The organism is Nocardioides sp. Z30_9, from assembly GCF_058215735.1.
Window position 1 is genome coordinate 173,995 of sequence record NZ_JBZAJF010000003.1, and the last position, 13,630, is coordinate 187,624.

General features: G+C 70.7%; 17 protein-coding genes. 5 read left to right on the plus strand and 12 right to left on the minus strand.

Annotation, left to right across the window (positions count from 1 at the left end):
* Positions 1-95 precede the first annotated feature (95 nt).
* The 4 genes from AC4BGB_RS19375 to AC4BGB_RS19390 all read right to left on the minus strand — a co-directional run bounded on the left by AC4BGB_RS19375 (position 96) and on the right by AC4BGB_RS19390 (position 1,697).
* Positions 96-437 carry a hypothetical protein gene (locus tag AC4BGB_RS19375; RefSeq protein ID WP_490548627.1) on the minus strand — a complete coding sequence of 114 codons (342 nt, stop codon included), beginning with the start codon at positions 435-437 and terminating at the stop codon, positions 96-98.
* Entirely contained in the window at positions 434-955 is a 522-nt protein-coding gene (locus AC4BGB_RS19380; protein ID WP_490548628.1) for a hypothetical protein, read from the minus strand. Before AC4BGB_RS19380 ends, AC4BGB_RS19375 begins: the two co-directional genes overlap by 4 nt.
* On the minus strand, positions 952-1,212 hold the full coding sequence (locus AC4BGB_RS19385) for a hypothetical protein (protein ID WP_490548629.1): 261 nt from the start codon (positions 1,210-1,212) through the stop codon (positions 952-954). Before AC4BGB_RS19385 ends, AC4BGB_RS19380 begins: the two co-directional genes overlap by 4 nt.
* Before the next feature lie 101 nt (positions 1,213-1,313).
* Complete coding sequence (locus tag AC4BGB_RS19390) at positions 1,314-1,697, minus strand: DUF6907 domain-containing protein (protein WP_490548630.1); 384 nt, start codon at positions 1,695-1,697, stop codon at positions 1,314-1,316.
* Positions 1,698-1,928: 231 nt separating this feature from the next.
* Here AC4BGB_RS19390 and AC4BGB_RS19395 point away from each other — a divergent pair, with 231 nt between their 5' ends.
* Together AC4BGB_RS19395 and AC4BGB_RS19400 are read left to right on the plus strand one after the other, a co-directional pair.
* Positions 1,929-2,156 carry a hypothetical protein gene (locus AC4BGB_RS19395; RefSeq protein ID WP_490548631.1) on the plus strand — a complete coding sequence of 76 codons (228 nt, stop codon included), beginning with the start codon at positions 1,929-1,931 and terminating at the stop codon, positions 2,154-2,156.
* 102 nt (positions 2,157-2,258) lie between these two features.
* Complete coding sequence (locus AC4BGB_RS19400; RefSeq protein ID WP_490548632.1) at positions 2,259-2,402, plus strand: GPGG-motif small membrane protein; 144 nt, start codon at positions 2,259-2,261, stop codon at positions 2,400-2,402.
* On the opposite strand, the gene AC4BGB_RS19405 is transcribed toward AC4BGB_RS19400, so the two are convergent.
* From AC4BGB_RS19405 to AC4BGB_RS19415, 3 genes are all read right to left on the minus strand, one after another.
* Complete coding sequence (locus AC4BGB_RS19405; RefSeq protein WP_490548633.1) at positions 2,399-3,244, minus strand: EamA family transporter; 846 nt, start codon at positions 3,242-3,244, stop codon at positions 2,399-2,401. The genes AC4BGB_RS19400 and AC4BGB_RS19405 overlap by 4 nt on opposite strands.
* Positions 3,244-3,720: a DUF456 domain-containing protein gene (locus AC4BGB_RS19410; RefSeq protein WP_490548634.1), complete on the minus strand. Its 477-nt coding sequence runs from the start codon at positions 3,718-3,720 to the stop codon at positions 3,244-3,246. Before AC4BGB_RS19410 ends, AC4BGB_RS19405 begins: the two co-directional genes overlap by 1 nt.
* A 120-nt stretch (positions 3,721-3,840) precedes the next feature.
* Complete coding sequence (locus AC4BGB_RS19415; RefSeq protein ID WP_490548635.1) at positions 3,841-4,059, minus strand: DUF7455 domain-containing protein; 219 nt, start codon at positions 4,057-4,059, stop codon at positions 3,841-3,843.
* A gap of 414 nt (positions 4,060-4,473) precedes the next feature.
* Between AC4BGB_RS19415 and AC4BGB_RS19420 the strand changes: the two genes are divergently transcribed.
* Both AC4BGB_RS19420 and AC4BGB_RS19425 read left to right on the plus strand, forming a co-directional pair.
* On the plus strand, positions 4,474-6,531 hold the full coding sequence (locus tag AC4BGB_RS19420; RefSeq protein ID WP_490548897.1) for a DNA gyrase/topoisomerase IV subunit B: 2,058 nt from the start codon (positions 4,474-4,476) through the stop codon (positions 6,529-6,531).
* A gap of 5 nt (positions 6,532-6,536) precedes the next feature.
* Complete coding sequence (locus AC4BGB_RS19425; protein WP_490548636.1) at positions 6,537-7,085, plus strand: VanZ family protein; 549 nt, start codon at positions 6,537-6,539, stop codon at positions 7,083-7,085.
* On the opposite strand, the gene AC4BGB_RS19430 is transcribed toward AC4BGB_RS19425, so the two are convergent.
* A complete protein-coding gene (locus AC4BGB_RS19430; RefSeq protein WP_490548637.1) occupies positions 7,048-7,455 on the minus strand; it encodes a PPOX class F420-dependent oxidoreductase in 408 nt (135 codons plus the stop codon). The genes AC4BGB_RS19425 and AC4BGB_RS19430 overlap by 38 nt on opposite strands.
* Positions 7,456-7,489: 34 nt before the next feature.
* On the opposite strand from AC4BGB_RS19430, the gene AC4BGB_RS19435 reads away from it, so the two are divergent.
* A complete protein-coding gene (locus AC4BGB_RS19435; protein WP_490548638.1) occupies positions 7,490-7,867 on the plus strand; it encodes a nuclear transport factor 2 family protein in 378 nt (125 codons plus the stop codon).
* Between the two features lie 29 nt (positions 7,868-7,896).
* Here the strand turns inward: AC4BGB_RS19435 and AC4BGB_RS19440 are convergent, their stop codons facing one another.
* The 4 genes from AC4BGB_RS19440 to AC4BGB_RS19455 form a co-directional block, all read right to left on the minus strand.
* A complete protein-coding gene (locus AC4BGB_RS19440) occupies positions 7,897-8,397 on the minus strand; it encodes a beta-class carbonic anhydrase (protein ID WP_490548639.1) in 501 nt (166 codons plus the stop codon).
* A gap of 97 nt (positions 8,398-8,494) precedes the next feature.
* Positions 8,495-10,375: an MFS transporter gene (locus AC4BGB_RS19445; protein WP_490548640.1), complete on the minus strand. Its 1,881-nt coding sequence runs from the start codon at positions 10,373-10,375 to the stop codon at positions 8,495-8,497.
* A gap of 13 nt (positions 10,376-10,388) precedes the next feature.
* Positions 10,389-11,105, minus strand: a complete 717-nt coding sequence (locus AC4BGB_RS19450) for an LppX_LprAFG lipoprotein (protein ID WP_490548641.1) — start codon at positions 11,103-11,105, stop codon at positions 10,389-10,391.
* A 4-nt stretch (positions 11,106-11,109) separates the two neighbouring features.
* Positions 11,110-13,602 (minus strand): DNA gyrase/topoisomerase IV subunit A, encoded by a 2,493-nt coding sequence (locus AC4BGB_RS19455; protein ID WP_490548642.1) that lies wholly within the window; start codon positions 13,600-13,602, stop codon positions 11,110-11,112.
* Positions 13,603-13,630: the final 28 nt, after the last annotated feature.

The window sequence follows — 13,630 nt, forward strand, 5'->3', positions numbered from 1 at the left end:
AGGGGCGATCGAAGACCGGTGTGCCGCCTTCGAGCGCCTGCCCGCCGTTGTCGGCGGGCGCGATGGTGGGGAACGGCCGGGGGAGTAGGGAGCGTTCACGGCTTGGCCTCGGATGCTGGGGAGATCTCGACGAGGTCCCGGATGGCCTGCGCAAGTGCGTCGCTGACTGCCCTCCGCGCCGCGAGGTCGGCTCGCATCTCCGTGAGCTTCGCCTGAGCCTCTATCGGATCCAGAAGCTCGGGCAGAGGTTCTCCATCGCGGTAGAAGTAGATCCCCCCGGGGCCGCCCGTCCAGTCGCCACCCGGCCCGACGACCTCGATCAGGTGGCCGTGCACTGCTCGCTGATCCGACAGGTGGTAGTCAACGCCCGGCTCGAGGTCGATGTGCTCTGCACACCAGGACGGGCACCCCGTCTTCGGCGGAGTCTGTGTGGTCATGTCGGCTCGACCTCGCCGTCGAGGACGTCGCACACGTAGGTGAGTGCGGTGATGAGCTCTCGGGTGTCTGCAACGGATAGCCGCAGCCGCTCGTGGTCGTAGTCGTGCTCGCGAGGGCTGCCCGGACGCGCCTGTCGAAGCCCCACCGTGACGACAGGGTCGTCACCGGTGGCCGCTCTCGCGCTGACTTCGAGCATGGCGGGGTGGATGTACCACTTCTCGCCCGGGAACTCGCTGTGCCAGCCCGGGTACAGGCTCGCTGCCAGGGTGGGCGAGGGTTCAAGAGAGTGGTCGGCCTTGAAGGGGTGGTCGGAGTTGACGTCGTGGTCGTAGCCGGGGGAGCGCGGCACCCAGCACCAGGCGGGGCACGGATTGTCGTCGGGGTGACCCTCGCCGTCCTGCTTGTAGTGGATGCTTCGCAGGCCCAGCCGCGCGCGAAGAGCGACGTCCTCGTCCTCTTCGTACTGCTCCACCTCGGCGTCAGTGTTCTCGAGGGGCTCCTGCTCGGCGGCGCTCATGACCGGCCCTCCGCGAGATCGCACGCCCTGAGCAGGGCTTCGGCCAAGCGCCGCGCGTCAGCGACATGAAGGTCAACCGAGCTCATGTGCCCCGGATGGGTGTTCTCGGCGACCACGCGGTCAGGCCACTCCTCGGTGTTGTAGTCGTGGCGGAAACCCTCGATGCGCACCTCGATCTTGTCGGCACCCTGTTCGGCCGGAGTCCAGGCGGCGATCACGGCGCTCGTGTGGCCGACTCCTGCGTCGTCGCGGTGCATGGGCCGTCCGTGGTCGTCGACTCGGTCGGGCCGGTGTTCCCCGCCGCACCAGGAGGGACAGATGTCCCCGCGGAGCCGTTCGGGAGTCGGGGTCGTGGTGCTCATGCGCGTCCCTCCATCAGGTCGCACGCCAGCGCGATGGCCTCGGTGAGGCGCCGTGCGTCAGCGAGCTCCATCTCAACCCCGTCGACGGAGCCGGGATTGCTCTCGCCCGTGACCTCGATCGTGTCGGCCCAGCGCTGGGAAATGCCGGCGTCGTTGCGCCAGCCGACCACCCGAACGATGACCGGCGTCCGCGCACCGTTGACCATCCACGTGTCAATGACCGGGCTGTGGTGCCGCACGCCACGGTCGTCGGGGTAGGTGAGTTCGTCGCGGTCGACGTAGTGCTCACCCCCGCACCACGGCGGGCAGATGTCTCCGGGGAGTTGGGTGGGTGGTGTGGCTGTGGGTGACAATGTCTTCATGGTTTCGCGTGCCTCCAATGCACGTTGATTCCTAGGCTCCGGCCGGCGCCTGTGAACGCCGGTTGGAGCCACTTGAGTCGAGCCTGACGCAGACCACCGACAGGACACCGTCGCGATGGGGTGCTATCACGATGGCCTCCTCAGTCGGTGATATTTCGACCCACACCGCTCCTGACCTGCACGGCAAGGACGCTCAGCCGTACACCGCTCAGCCGTTCCTAGTGCGCGACTACCTCGACTGAGTCGGCCGTGCCTCGACCGCAGGCCAGGGCGACCGCGCCCGGGCCGACGGTGCCGCAGTGGCGCTCCCGCCTCGCGAACGTCGTGGGGGTGCTGGCGCTGCTCCTGATCGTGCTCTCCATCCTCGACGAGGGCACCCCCTGGACGTTCCTGGCCGGGGGTGTCTGCTTCGTGGGGATGATGCTCATCGACGGGTCCTTCGGCCGCTGGTGGCGTAAGGAGCCGCGGCGCAAGTAAGCCGTACGCCGCGAAAGTGATCTGCGTCACACGTGTGGCGACCCGGCGAAGTGCGGTTTCAAAGTGAAATGGTGGGTGCTCCGCACACTCTGGGAGGTCAACATGGCAACCATTCTCTGGATCATCGCCGTCGTGCTGGTGATCAGCGGGATCGTCACCCTGATCAGGGGGCAGATGCTCTTCGGCATCCTGCTCATCGTCGCGGGGCTGCTCGTCGGTCCCGGTGGCGTGAGCATCTTCACCTAGCCCAGGGCGACACACACCACGGCGCCTGCGCACAGCAGGAGGCCGACGGACTGCTCGCGGTGCAGCTTCTCGTGCAGGAACAGCACCGCGAGCAGGACCGTGGCTGCGGGGTAGAGCGAGGTGAGCACCGCGGCGACGCTGAGCAGGCCGAGCTGTCGGGCAAGCAGGAACCCGACCACGGCCAGGGTGGCGAGCAGGCCTGCGCCCAGCCCCCACCAGTCGGCGCCGGCGTTGCCCAGCCGCGGCCGCGGGTCGCCGCCCAGGAGCAGGGCCGACACGGTCACCGCGACCAGGGAGACCGCCTGGCAGCCGAGCACCGGCCCGAAGCCGGCGGCCTCGGGGACCTGCCCGAGCGCGGCGAAGAGAAGACCGAAGCCGAGCCCGGCGAGCACGCCGTCCAGCAGTCCCTCGGCGGTGGAGCCCGGCGCATCGGCGGCGACTGGCTCGCGGGAGACCAGCCAGATGCCCGGCAGCGCCACCAGGATGCCGACCCACACCAGCAGCGTCGGTCGCTCGCCGGAGGCGACGCCGATGGCCGCTGGCAGCAGTGCCGCGCCGACCGCGGAGACGGGGGCCACCACGCCCATCCGGCCGCGGGCGAAGCCCCGGTAGAGGAACGCGGTGCCGGTCCCGCTGCCCACGCCCGCGAGCAGCCCCCAGGCGTAGTGCGCCCCGGTCGGGTCGCCCGGGATGGCCACGGCGAGCACCAGCGTGCCCAGGGTGGCTCCCAGGCACGCCGTGAAGGCCACCGGCCACACGGAGGTACGCCGGGACGCGACTCCGCCGACGAAGTCGGAGAGACCGTAGGCCAGGGCGCCGCCGAGGGCGAGCAGGACCGCCATCAGGTCAGGACGACGCCCACGGCCCAGGTGGCCGCGGCGGTCAGGCAGGCGAGCAGCTCGATCACGATGGAGAGGCCCACCGCGCGCAGCGCCTGCACCGTCGCGGGCCACGCGTCCCTGCTCCCGAGGCGGCGGAGCTCGGCGAGGTAGACCCCGAGGACGAAGCCGACCAGCAGCCCGACCACGGGGACGACGAAGAACCCGACGATGCCCAGGGCCCCGCCCAGCATCAGGGTCGAGCCCGGGATGCCGTTGGCGGTGAGGCGCCGCCCCGGGACGGCGTACTTCACCACGCTGCCCAGGGCGATCGCGGTCGTCGCCACGGCGAAGACGATCCAGGCGGTGGCGGTGCCCACGTCCCACGACCACACCAGCACCGCACCGAGCACCAGCAGCGAGCCGGGGAGCACGGGCACGACGACGCCGACCACGCCGACGGCGATGGCCAGGGCGACGAGGACCTCCAGACCGCTCATGGCCGAACCCTCTCACCTCGGCGCGCGGTCAGCAGCACTTGCAGGTGGAGACCCCTGGAAAGGGCCGAGGCCCCGGTCCACAAGGGACCAGGGCCTCGGTCAGGTTCCGGGCGGGCGCGCTCAGTCGGTCGAGGGCTTGTCGGCCAGACGGCCGGTCTCGTCCTGGACGTGCTGGGCCACCTCGCGAAGCTTGTCGCTGTGCTCACGAGCGTGGTGGGCACAGAAGAGCAGCTCACCGCCGGTCTTGAGCTGTACGCGGAGGTAGGCCTGTGCGCCGCATCGGTCACACCGGTCCACCGCGGTGAGCGGGGCCGGGCTGGGGGCTGTCGCAGTAGTCACGTCTGGCCTCACTCTCGTTTGGGTAACTTCCTCAACGACCGAGACGAGTGGAAGTTCCACCGCTCGATTGCTTCATCAGTCACAACAGTCAACCACGCTGGATACTTCCTGCTGGAAGCGCACCTCCTCGTTGAGACGGTGGTGTCGCTCCTCACACGCTGAGTCGAGTCTGACGCGCCGTGTTCTCGAACGTGGCGAAACGGACCAACTCGTTGTGTGCGTACCCGTTCTTTCTAGTTCAGCACACCGCACAAGGCCCGCATTGAGGAACGTTGCCGAATCGTGTCCGAGCGTGTCGCGAACCACGGTGGCGCGTCGGTGGATGAGCGGCACCCGGCGGTCGGTAGATTCGGACCTGCTCCCCACCGCAGCCGTGGGGCCAGCCATGCCGCGTCCAGAGCCAGAGGTAGACCAATCGACAACACCTACAACGCCCAGCACCTGCTCGTCCTCGAGGGTCTCGAGGCGGTGCGCAAGCGGCCGGGCATGTACATCGGGTCGACCGACACCCGGGGGCTGATGCACTGCCTGTGGGAGATCATCGACAACGCGGTCGACGAGGCCCTCGGCGGGCACGGCGACCACATCCGGGTGTTCCTGCACCCCGACGGCTCCGCGGAGGTCCGTGACAACGCCCGTGGCATCCCCGTCGACAAGGAGCCCAAGACCGGGCTCTCCGGAGTCGAGGTGGTCTTCACCAAGCTGCACGCGGGCGGCAAGTTCGGCGGCGGTTCGTACGCCGCCACCGGTGGGCTGCACGGCGTGGGCTCCTCGGTCGTGAACGCCCTCTCGGCGCGACTCGACGTCGAGGTGGACCGGCCGCCGGCGACCCAGACGATGTCCTTCCAGCGGGGCGTCCCCGGCGTGTTCTCCGGCGAGGGCCCGGGCACCGACTTCGCACCCCAGTCGGGGCTGCACAAGGGTGCTCGGGTGAAGAAGGGCGTGACCGGCACCCGCGTCCGGTTCTGGCCGGACCGCCAGATCTTCACCAAGGACGCCACCTTCACCTGGGACGAGCTGGTCACCCGGGCCCGCCAGACCTCCTTCATCGTGCCCGGTCTCGAGCTGACCCTCACCGACCTGCGCGGCGAGGAGCCCGTGACGGAGTCGTTCCACCACGCCGGCGGCATTGCCGAGTTCTGCGAGTACCTCAGCCACGACGAGCCGGTGACCGAGGTACTGCGCCTCCAGGGGTCCGACGTGTTCACCGAGACCGTCCCGCTGCTCGACGCCAAGGGCCACATGACGCCCCAGGACGTGGAGCGCGAGCTCGGGGTCGACGTCGCGTTGCGCTGGGGGACCGGCTACGAGACCGAGCTGCGCTCCTTCGTCAACGTGATCGCGACGCCCAAGGGCGGCACGCACGTGGCCGGGTTCGAGGCCGCGATGACCAAGACGTTCAACGACGTGATGCGCAACAGCCGGGTGCTCAAGGCCAACGACACCGACGTGGTCAAGGACGACGTCCTCGAGGGCCTCACGGCCGTGGTCACCGTGCGTCTGGCCGAGCCGCAGTTCGAGGGGCAGACCAAGGAGGTGCTCGGTACGCCGGCGGCGCGCGCCGTCGTACGCAAGGTGGTGGCGGCCGAGCTGAAGAACTTCCTCACCTCCACCAAGCGGGCCGAGAAGGCCCAGGCCAAGCTGGTGATGGAGAAGGTGGCCGGTGCCGCCAAGACCCGTCTGGCGGCCCGTCAGCACCGCGACACCCAGCGCCGCAAGAACGCGCTGGAGTCCTCGGCGCTCCCGGCCAAGCTGGCCGACTGCCGGTCCACCGACGTGGAGCGATCCGAGCTGTTCATCGTCGAGGGGGACTCCGCGCTGGGCACGGCCAAGCTGGCCCGCAACTCTGAGTTCCAGGCACTGCTGCCGATCCGCGGCAAGATCCTGAACGTGCAGAAGGCCACGGTGGCCGACATGCTCAAGAACGCCGAGTGCGCCTCGATCATCCAGGTCGTCGGTGCCGGCTCCGGGCGCACCTTCGACCTCGAGCAGGCGCGTTACGGCCGGGTGATCTTCATGGCCGACGCCGACTCCGACGGCGCGCACATCCGCTGCCTGCTGGCCACGCTGTTCTTCAAGTACATGCCCGAGCTGGTGACGGCCGGCCGGCTGTTCACCGCCGTGCCGCCGCTGCACCGGATCGAGCTGACCAACCCCAAGAAGGGGATGGACAAGTACGTCTACACCTACTCCGACCCCGAGCTGCAGCGAAAGCTCGCTGAGCTGACCAAGAAGGGCGTGCGCTGGAAGGACCCCGTGCAGCGCTACAAGGGTCTCGGCGAGATGGATGCCGACCAGCTGGCCGAGACCACGATGGACCCGCGCCACCGCACCCTGCGCCGGATCACCGCGGACGACGCGGCGCAGGCCGCCGAGGTCTTCGAGCTGCTGATGGGTGCCGAGGTGGCGCCGCGCAAGGACTTCATCGTGGCGGGCGCCTACGAGGTTGACGCGGACGCCATCGACGCCTGACGCGCGTGGACAACGAGACGCTCACCGCCGCCTGGGACCAGGTGTGGGGGCTGCTCACGCTGCTGCTGGGGCGACGCTCGGTACAGCTGGGCTACGTCGTCTCCGCGCTCGGGCTGGTGGCGCTCACCCTGGTGGCCACCTGGCGGGCCCGCTGGCGCGGTGGCCGCACCTGCGTCGCCGTGGCGGCCGCGCTGGCGCTGGCACTGTTCCCCGCGCTGACCCTGGCCCGGCGAGGGGTCGACCTGCGCCGCAGTCCCACGTGCGACTGGGCCTGGGCGCTGGAGCCGACCAACGCCGAGCAGGTGCTGAACGTGCTGCTCCTGATGCCGGCGGGCTTCTTCGCCGCGTGGGCCCTGCGCCGCATCTGGCCTGTCGTGCTGGGTGCGCTGGCGCTGAGCCTGGGTGCGGAGCTCGCGCAGGCGGCGCTGGACATCGGCGCGTGCCAGGCCGGTGACATGACGCGCAACGCCGCGGGCGCTCTGGTGGGCGCGGTCCTGGGACGGGTGGTCGCGGCGCTCAGCCCTGGCGGTCGGGACCGGCGCGGGTCGGGGTGATCCGGAGGATGACGCGGCGATCACGCTCCATGGCGGCCCGGTAGTCGTCCCAGTCCTCGGCCTCGCCGCTGATGCCGCGGTAGTAGTCCACCAGCGGCTCCATCGCCTCCGGGAGCGAGAGCACCTCCGCCTCGCCCTCCACGTAGATCCACTCGCCGAAGAAGCCGTCCGGGATCACGCACAGCTGCACCCAGGGGTCGGCACGCAGCTGCCTGGTCTTGTACGCCGTCTCCCGGCTGCTGACCGTCAGCCGCCCCTCGGCGTCGACCCCCACCAGGACAGGGCTCTGGTGGACGCGGTCGGGGCTGCGGGTCGCCAGCACGGCGTGGTGGTGGGTGCGCACGAAGTCACGTGCCTGGTCCAGGTCCATGACGCCATTGTGACGCTCGGGCAGGATCTTTCCCATGGAGCGTGACGACGTACGCCGCTGGTTGACGCGCTACGAGGAGCTGTGGCGGACGCCGGGGACCGAGGCGCTGTCCGCGCTGTTCACCGAGGACGTGTCCTACCTCGCCTCCCCGTGGGCGGAGCCGGCCGTGGGGCTGGCTGCGGTCGCGCGGTTCTGGGACTCCGAGCGGGAGGGCCCAGAGGAGGGGTTCACGATGACGGCGGAGATCGTCGCCGTGGACGGAACGACGGCGGTCGTCCGGGTCGAGGTCGACTACGTCCGGGCCGACGCCGGGCGCTGGCGCGACCTCTGGGTGCTCCGGTTCGCCGACGACGGCCGGTGCCGGCACTTCGAGGAGTGGCCGTTCGCACCGGACCAGCCGGACGGGCACTGAGCCAGTCACCCGTGGCTGGGCGACGACCCTCAGGCGAGCTGTTCGAGCAGGCCGCTGTCGACGTCGTAGAGGAAGCCGCCGACCGCGACCCGCTCCGGGATCAGCGGGTGCGCGCGGACCTTGTGCACGTCGTCGCGCAGCGCCTCCAGCTGGTCCTCGACGACGCCGAAGTTCTGCCAGGACGCGTCCTGGCCTGCGGACTCGGTGACCTTGGCGCGGATCTCATCGAGGGTGGAGCTGGCCATCGCGCACCTGGTGTGCGGAACCACCAGGATGCGCTCGACCTTGAGCAGGTGGACGCCCAGCACGAGCGCCTCCAGGGCCTGCGGCGTCACGCGGCCACCGGGGTTGCGGAAGATCTTGGCGTCGCCGGGCACGAGTCCTAGCATGCCCAGCGGCGAGATGCGGGAGTCCATGCAGGTGACGATCGCGATCCCGGCGTGGGCGACACCGTCGAACCCGGCGAGGTCGAAGGTGTCCGCGAAGGTGCGGTTGGCGGCGAGCAGGTCCTCGAAGTCGTTGCTGGTCACAGGAGGAACCTAGTCCCTTGCGAAGCCCCTGAGGACGTGACGTTCAACACCGGGCGGCCGGCTGCCCGGGAGCGGTGACCGGTCGACGGCGTACGGCTCACAGGGTGGGGGTCAGGCCGGAGGATCGGACCTGACGGGTGTTCGCGCCGCGGAAGCACCAGATGGCCGCAGCAGCGGCGATCACGGCGCACATGGCGGCGCCGAGGAAGATCGCCTGGAGCTGCTCGATGCCGGCCACCTCGAGCATCCGGGTGTACTCCGCGCACCGGGTCTTGCCGTCGGAGCACACGTCGTTGGGGGAGGGGATGTCGACCTGTACGGCGTAGTAGCGGCGCAGGCCGATCGTGGTGAGCGCGGAGATGCCGACCAGCATGCCGACCATCCGGGAGACCACGAGCAGGGCGCTGGCGACGCCGTGGACGCTGTCCTCGGTGCTCGCCAGCAGGGCCGCGTTCACCGGGGCCAGCGCGAGGCCGAAGCCGAGCCCGGTCGTCGCGAGCACCGCGGAGGAGGACAGGTGGTCCAGGGACTCCAGGCCCCACCCGGCCATCAGCCAGAACCCGGCGGCGGCCAGGAGCATCCCGGCCGCGGTCAGCACGCCTGCGGAGACCCGGCGGGTCAGGGCGCCGCCGAGGATGGCGCCGACCGGGAGCGCCACCAGGAACTCCACGAGCACCAGCGCCGCCTTGATCTGGGAGCCGTCGGCGACGGTGAGCCGGGCGAAGATCGGGATGTCCACCAGGGCGGCGATCAGGGCGGCGCCGACGAAGAAGCTCACCAGTACCGCCCCCCACGCAGGCCGCTGCGCGAACGCCCCGTGCGGGATCAGCGGCGCGGGTGAGCGGCGGTTGTGCAGGGCGAACAGGACGATGGAGACCGCGGCGAGGGCGAGGTACCACGGGCCCGCGGGGGAGAAAACCTGCACCTCGGGGTCGGCGGTGGCGAAGGCCAGGATGATCCCGCCCAGCGCGAGCGAGAGCAGCCCGGCGCCGACCAGGTCGGCCTCGCGCACCGACCGCCACCAGTCGGGCAGGTCCACCAGGGGGCTGCGGGCCAGCACGAGCCGCGCGAACAGGGCCACCCCGAGGCCCACCGCCACCAGCCCGATCGGCGACCACCAGATCGAGCCCCCGCTGGTGAACGGCACGAACGGCCCACCCAGCTCCACCGAGGACACCAGGCTGCCCGGCTGCCACATCACCAGCAGCATCGCGGCCAGTCCCAGGACCAGCAGGATCAGGCCGATCCAGTCGAAGTGCCGCCACCTCGGATAGTCCCGGCCGTTCGGCAGGTCCGCACCGGCGTGTCGACCTGCCGAACGACCGGGATTGCCCGTGCTTGTGAGGGTGACGATGGCCGCGGCGAGGACGAGGCCGACGGCGAGGTTGATCCAGAAGATGTCGCGCCAGGTGCCGAAGGAGAGCACGACGGCGCCGTACAGGGGGCCGATGACGCTGCCGAGCTCCTGGACGGCGCCGACGATGCCGAGGGGAATGCCGCGGCGGTTCGCGGGGTAGAGGTCGGCCACCAGGGCGAGGGTGACCGGGACGAGGCCGCCGCCCCCGACCCCTTGCAGGAATCGGCCGGCCACCAGGCTGCCGAGGTCGTACGCCGCTGCGGTGACCAGCGAGCCGAAGGCGAACACCACCAGCGCCGCGACGAGGACCGGGGTCCGGCCACGGAGGTCGGCGATGCGGCCGATCAGCGGGAGCATCGCGACGTAGCCGAGCAGGAAGCCGCTGACGATCGGGGCGGCCCGCTGGAGCTCGTCCACGCTGAGGCCGACCGAGCCCATCATGTCGGGCAGGGAGAGGACGACGACGTAGGTGTCCGCCGCGGCGAACGCGACCGCGACCGCAGCCAGGGCGAGCAGCACCGTCGCGGAGCGGGAGGGGCCCGTGGCGCCCTCCTGGGGCTCGACCGCCCGCTCACCGCGTTCGCTGCTCGACCGCCTGCGGCCGGGGCGTGAGGTCGTCACAGGGGTCGGCCGATCAGCTCGTGGGAGCGGTGATCTTGACGCCCTTGTCGTAGTCGGTGAGCTTGACGTCGTAGGTCACGTCGCCGCCGCCGGAGAAGAACGGTCCGGTCACCTTCACGGTCGTCGCGTAGCCCTTGTCGTCCACGCCGACGCTGGTGTCGTAGCTCTCCTTGGTGACGGCGCTGGGGATGATCCGCTTGACCGCCGCACCGGGCAGGGTGCCGGTGTAGGTGGTCACGATCGTGTCCGCGTTGCGCTTCTTCTCGCCCTTCTTCAGCCCTTCGAGCTGGGTGAGCAGCGCGGAGAGGCCCTGCTCGGGGTCCGCGAACTGGGCCGGGTCGGGGGCGCCGTACTCGGCGGGGTCGATCACGGAGTACTTCGTCTGCAGGGGCAGCTTGGCGTGGACCTCCCCGTCCACCGAGGTGATCGGGACGGTGGCGGTGAGCCCGCTGAGGACCACCTTCACGTCGCCCTCGAACGCCGCGGGGTGGGCGATGTCGCCGGTGGCGCCGAGGACGCCGTTGCCGGCCGAGGGGGTCGACTCCGTGGACAGCGCGATGCGCACGCTGCTGGCGTCGTCGAACTTGCCCTTGGCCGTCTCCATCACCTCGGTCGGCGACTTCTCCGCCTTCTTCGCCGCCTCGTCGCCGCCGCAACCGGTCGCCAGCACGGGTGCCACCAGGGCGAGGGCGAGCAGGGAGAGGGCGCGAGTGCGTCGGGGTCCGATCATGGGGTCACCCTGCCACGTCGGCGGTCGCGTCCGGACCCGGACCGGCCGGAAGGACGGCCGCGACCGGGCTGGCGCAGGCGACGATCGGCTGGCTGCCCGGCAGGCCCGAACCGTCGCGTCGTCCGACCGGGTCGGGCAGCTCCACGGGGGCGCCGCTGTCGGCGGCCGCGAGGGCCGGGGACTGTCCCGCCCAGGCGAAGACCAGCTCGTCCTCGCCCTTGAGGAACCGGTGGCAGCGCACGCCCCCGGTGGCCCGGCCCTTGGGCGGGTACTCCGTGAACGGTGCGACCTTCACCGAGCCCGCCTCGGTGCCCGGCAGCGCGGAGGACGCGCCCGAGACCGTGACCACGACCGCGTCCTCGGGGTCCAGTGCCGTGAACGAGGTGACGTGGGCACCGGCGCCCAGCTTCACGCCGGCGACGCCGCCGCCGGAGCGGCCCTGCGGACGCACCTGGTCGGCCCCGAAGTGCAGCAGCTGGGCGTCGCTGGTGATGAAGCAGAGGCTCTCCTGCCCCGTGCGCAGCTCCACGGCCCCGACGACCTCGTCGCCCTCCTTGAGGGAGATCACGTCCCAGTCGTCGCGTGCGGAGAGGTACTCCGGGTTGACCCGCTTGACCACGCCGAGCCTGGTGCCGAGCGCGAGCCCGGGGGAGTCGGGATCGAAGCTGGTCAGTCCCAGCACGCGCTCGCCCTCGAGGGTCAGGAACTCCCCGACCGGCGCCCCGCCCGCGAGGTTGGGGTGGTGGGCGGTGCTGGGCAGGGTCGGCAGGTCGAGCACGCCGAGCTTGACGACCCGGCCGGCCGAGGTGAGCACCCCGACCTCGCCGCGGGCGGTGGAGGCGACCGCGGAGACGATCACGTCGTGACGGGCCCGGCCCCCCTCGTCCCCGGGCGGGTCGAGGGTCGTCGTACGCGCGAGCAGGCCGGAGGAGGACAGGAACACGTAGCAGGGGTCGTCGGCCACCTCCAGCGGCGTGGCCGAGGCGGTGGCGGTCTGCCCGGAGGACTCCAGCAGGACCGTACGCCGCGGGGTGCCGAACGTCTTGGCGACCTCGGCGAGCTCGTCGGACACGACGCTGCGCAGCCGGCTCTCGTCGCCGAGGATCTCGTCGAGGGCGGCGATCGTGGCGAGCAGCTCCGCGTGCTCCTTGTCGAGCTCGATCCGGGAGAACTTGGTCAGCCGGCGCAGCGGCATCTCGAGGATGTAGTTGGTCTGGGTCTCGGTGAGGTCGAAGACGTCCATCAACCGGTTGCGGGCCATCTCGGTGTTGTCGCTGCTGCGGATCAGCTGGATGACCTCGTCGATGTCGATGATCGCGACGAGCAGGCCGTCGACGAGGTGCAGCCGGTCGGCCGCCTTGCCGCGCCGGAAGCGCGAGCGTCGCCGGACCACGTCGAAGCGGTGCTCGAGGAAGACCTCCAGCATCTCCTTCAGGCCGAGAGTGCGGGGCTGGCCGTCGACCAGGGCGACCGCGTTGATGCCGAAGGAGTCCTCCATCGCGGTGCTCTTGAACAGCTGCTCGAGCAGGGCCTCGGGGTGGAACCCGTTCTTGACCTCGATCACCAGGCGCAGGCCGTGGGAGCGGTCGGTGAGGTCCTTGACGTCGGAGATGCCCTGGAGCTTCTTGGCCTGGACGAGCTTCTTGATCGCCGCGATCACGCGCTCGGTGCCGACGCCGTAGGGCAGCTCGGTCACCACGATGCCCTTGCGGCGTGGGGTGACCGACTCGATCCGGGTGGTGGCGCGCATCCGGAAGGTGCCGCGCCCCGTCTCGTAGGCGTCCCGGATCCCGTCCAGCCCGATGATCTTCCCGCCCGTGGGCAGGTCGGGGCCGGGGATGAACCGCATCAGTGCGTCGAGGTCGGCCTTGGGGTGCTTGACCAGGTGGCGCAGCGCCTGCACGACCTCGATCAGGTTGTGCGGTGCGATGTTGGTGGCCATGCCCACCGCGATGCCGGTGGCGCCGTTGACCACGAGGTGCGGCACGGCGGAGGGGAGCACCGAGGGCTCGATCTCGCGGCCGTCGTAGTTGGGCCGGAAGTCGACGGTGTCCTCGTCGATGGTCGCGGTCATCGCGACCGCGGCAGGAGCCATCCGCGCCTCGGTGTACCGCATCGCGGCGGGCGGGTCGTCGGGCGAGCCGAAGTTGCCGTGGCCGTCGACGGTGGGCAGCCGCATCGAGAACGACTGCGACATCCGGACCAGTGCCTCGTAGATGGCGCCGTCTCCGTGCGGGTGGAACCGGCCCATCACCTCACCGACGACGCGGGAGGACTTCACGTGGCCGCGCTCGGGACGTAGCCCCATCTCGTGCATGGCGTGCAGGATCCGGCGCTGCACGGGCTTGAGCCCGTCGCGTGCGTCCGGCAGGGCCCGCGAGTAGATGACCGAGTAGGCGTATTCCAGGAAGCTGGTGCGCATCTCGTCGCCGACGTCGATGTCGACGATGTGTTCCTCGAAGTCCTCCGGGGGAGGTGGTGCGGTACGACGGGCCATGGGGGGATTCTCCCAACCGGCGCCGGTG

Coding starts and splice junctions, on each gene's coding strand:
- AC4BGB_RS19405 (WP_490548633.1), bottom strand. CDS start 3,244: ATGGCGGTCCTGCTCGCCCTCGGCGGCGCCCTGGCCTACGGTCTCTCC.
- AC4BGB_RS19450 (WP_490548641.1), bottom strand. CDS start 11,105: ATGATCGGACCCCGACGCACTCGCGCCCTCTCCCTGCTCGCCCTCGCC.
- AC4BGB_RS19385 (WP_490548629.1), bottom strand. CDS start 1,212: ATGCACCGCGACGACGCAGGAGTCGGCCACACGAGCGCCGTGATCGCC.
- AC4BGB_RS19380 (WP_490548628.1), bottom strand. CDS start 955: ATGAGCGCCGCCGAGCAGGAGCCCCTCGAGAACACTGACGCCGAGGTG.
- AC4BGB_RS19375 (WP_490548627.1), bottom strand. CDS start 437: ATGACCACACAGACTCCGCCGAAGACGGGGTGCCCGTCCTGGTGTGCA.
- AC4BGB_RS19400 (WP_490548632.1), top strand. CDS start 2,259: ATGGCAACCATTCTCTGGATCATCGCCGTCGTGCTGGTGATCAGCGGG.
- AC4BGB_RS19455 (WP_490548642.1), bottom strand. CDS start 13,602: ATGGCCCGTCGTACCGCACCACCTCCCCCGGAGGACTTCGAGGAACAC.
- AC4BGB_RS19410 (WP_490548634.1), bottom strand. CDS start 3,720: ATGAGCGGTCTGGAGGTCCTCGTCGCCCTGGCCATCGCCGTCGGCGTG.
- AC4BGB_RS19435 (WP_490548638.1), top strand. CDS start 7,490: ATGGAGCGTGACGACGTACGCCGCTGGTTGACGCGCTACGAGGAGCTG.
- AC4BGB_RS19430 (WP_490548637.1), bottom strand. CDS start 7,455: ATGGACCTGGACCAGGCACGTGACTTCGTGCGCACCCACCACCACGCC.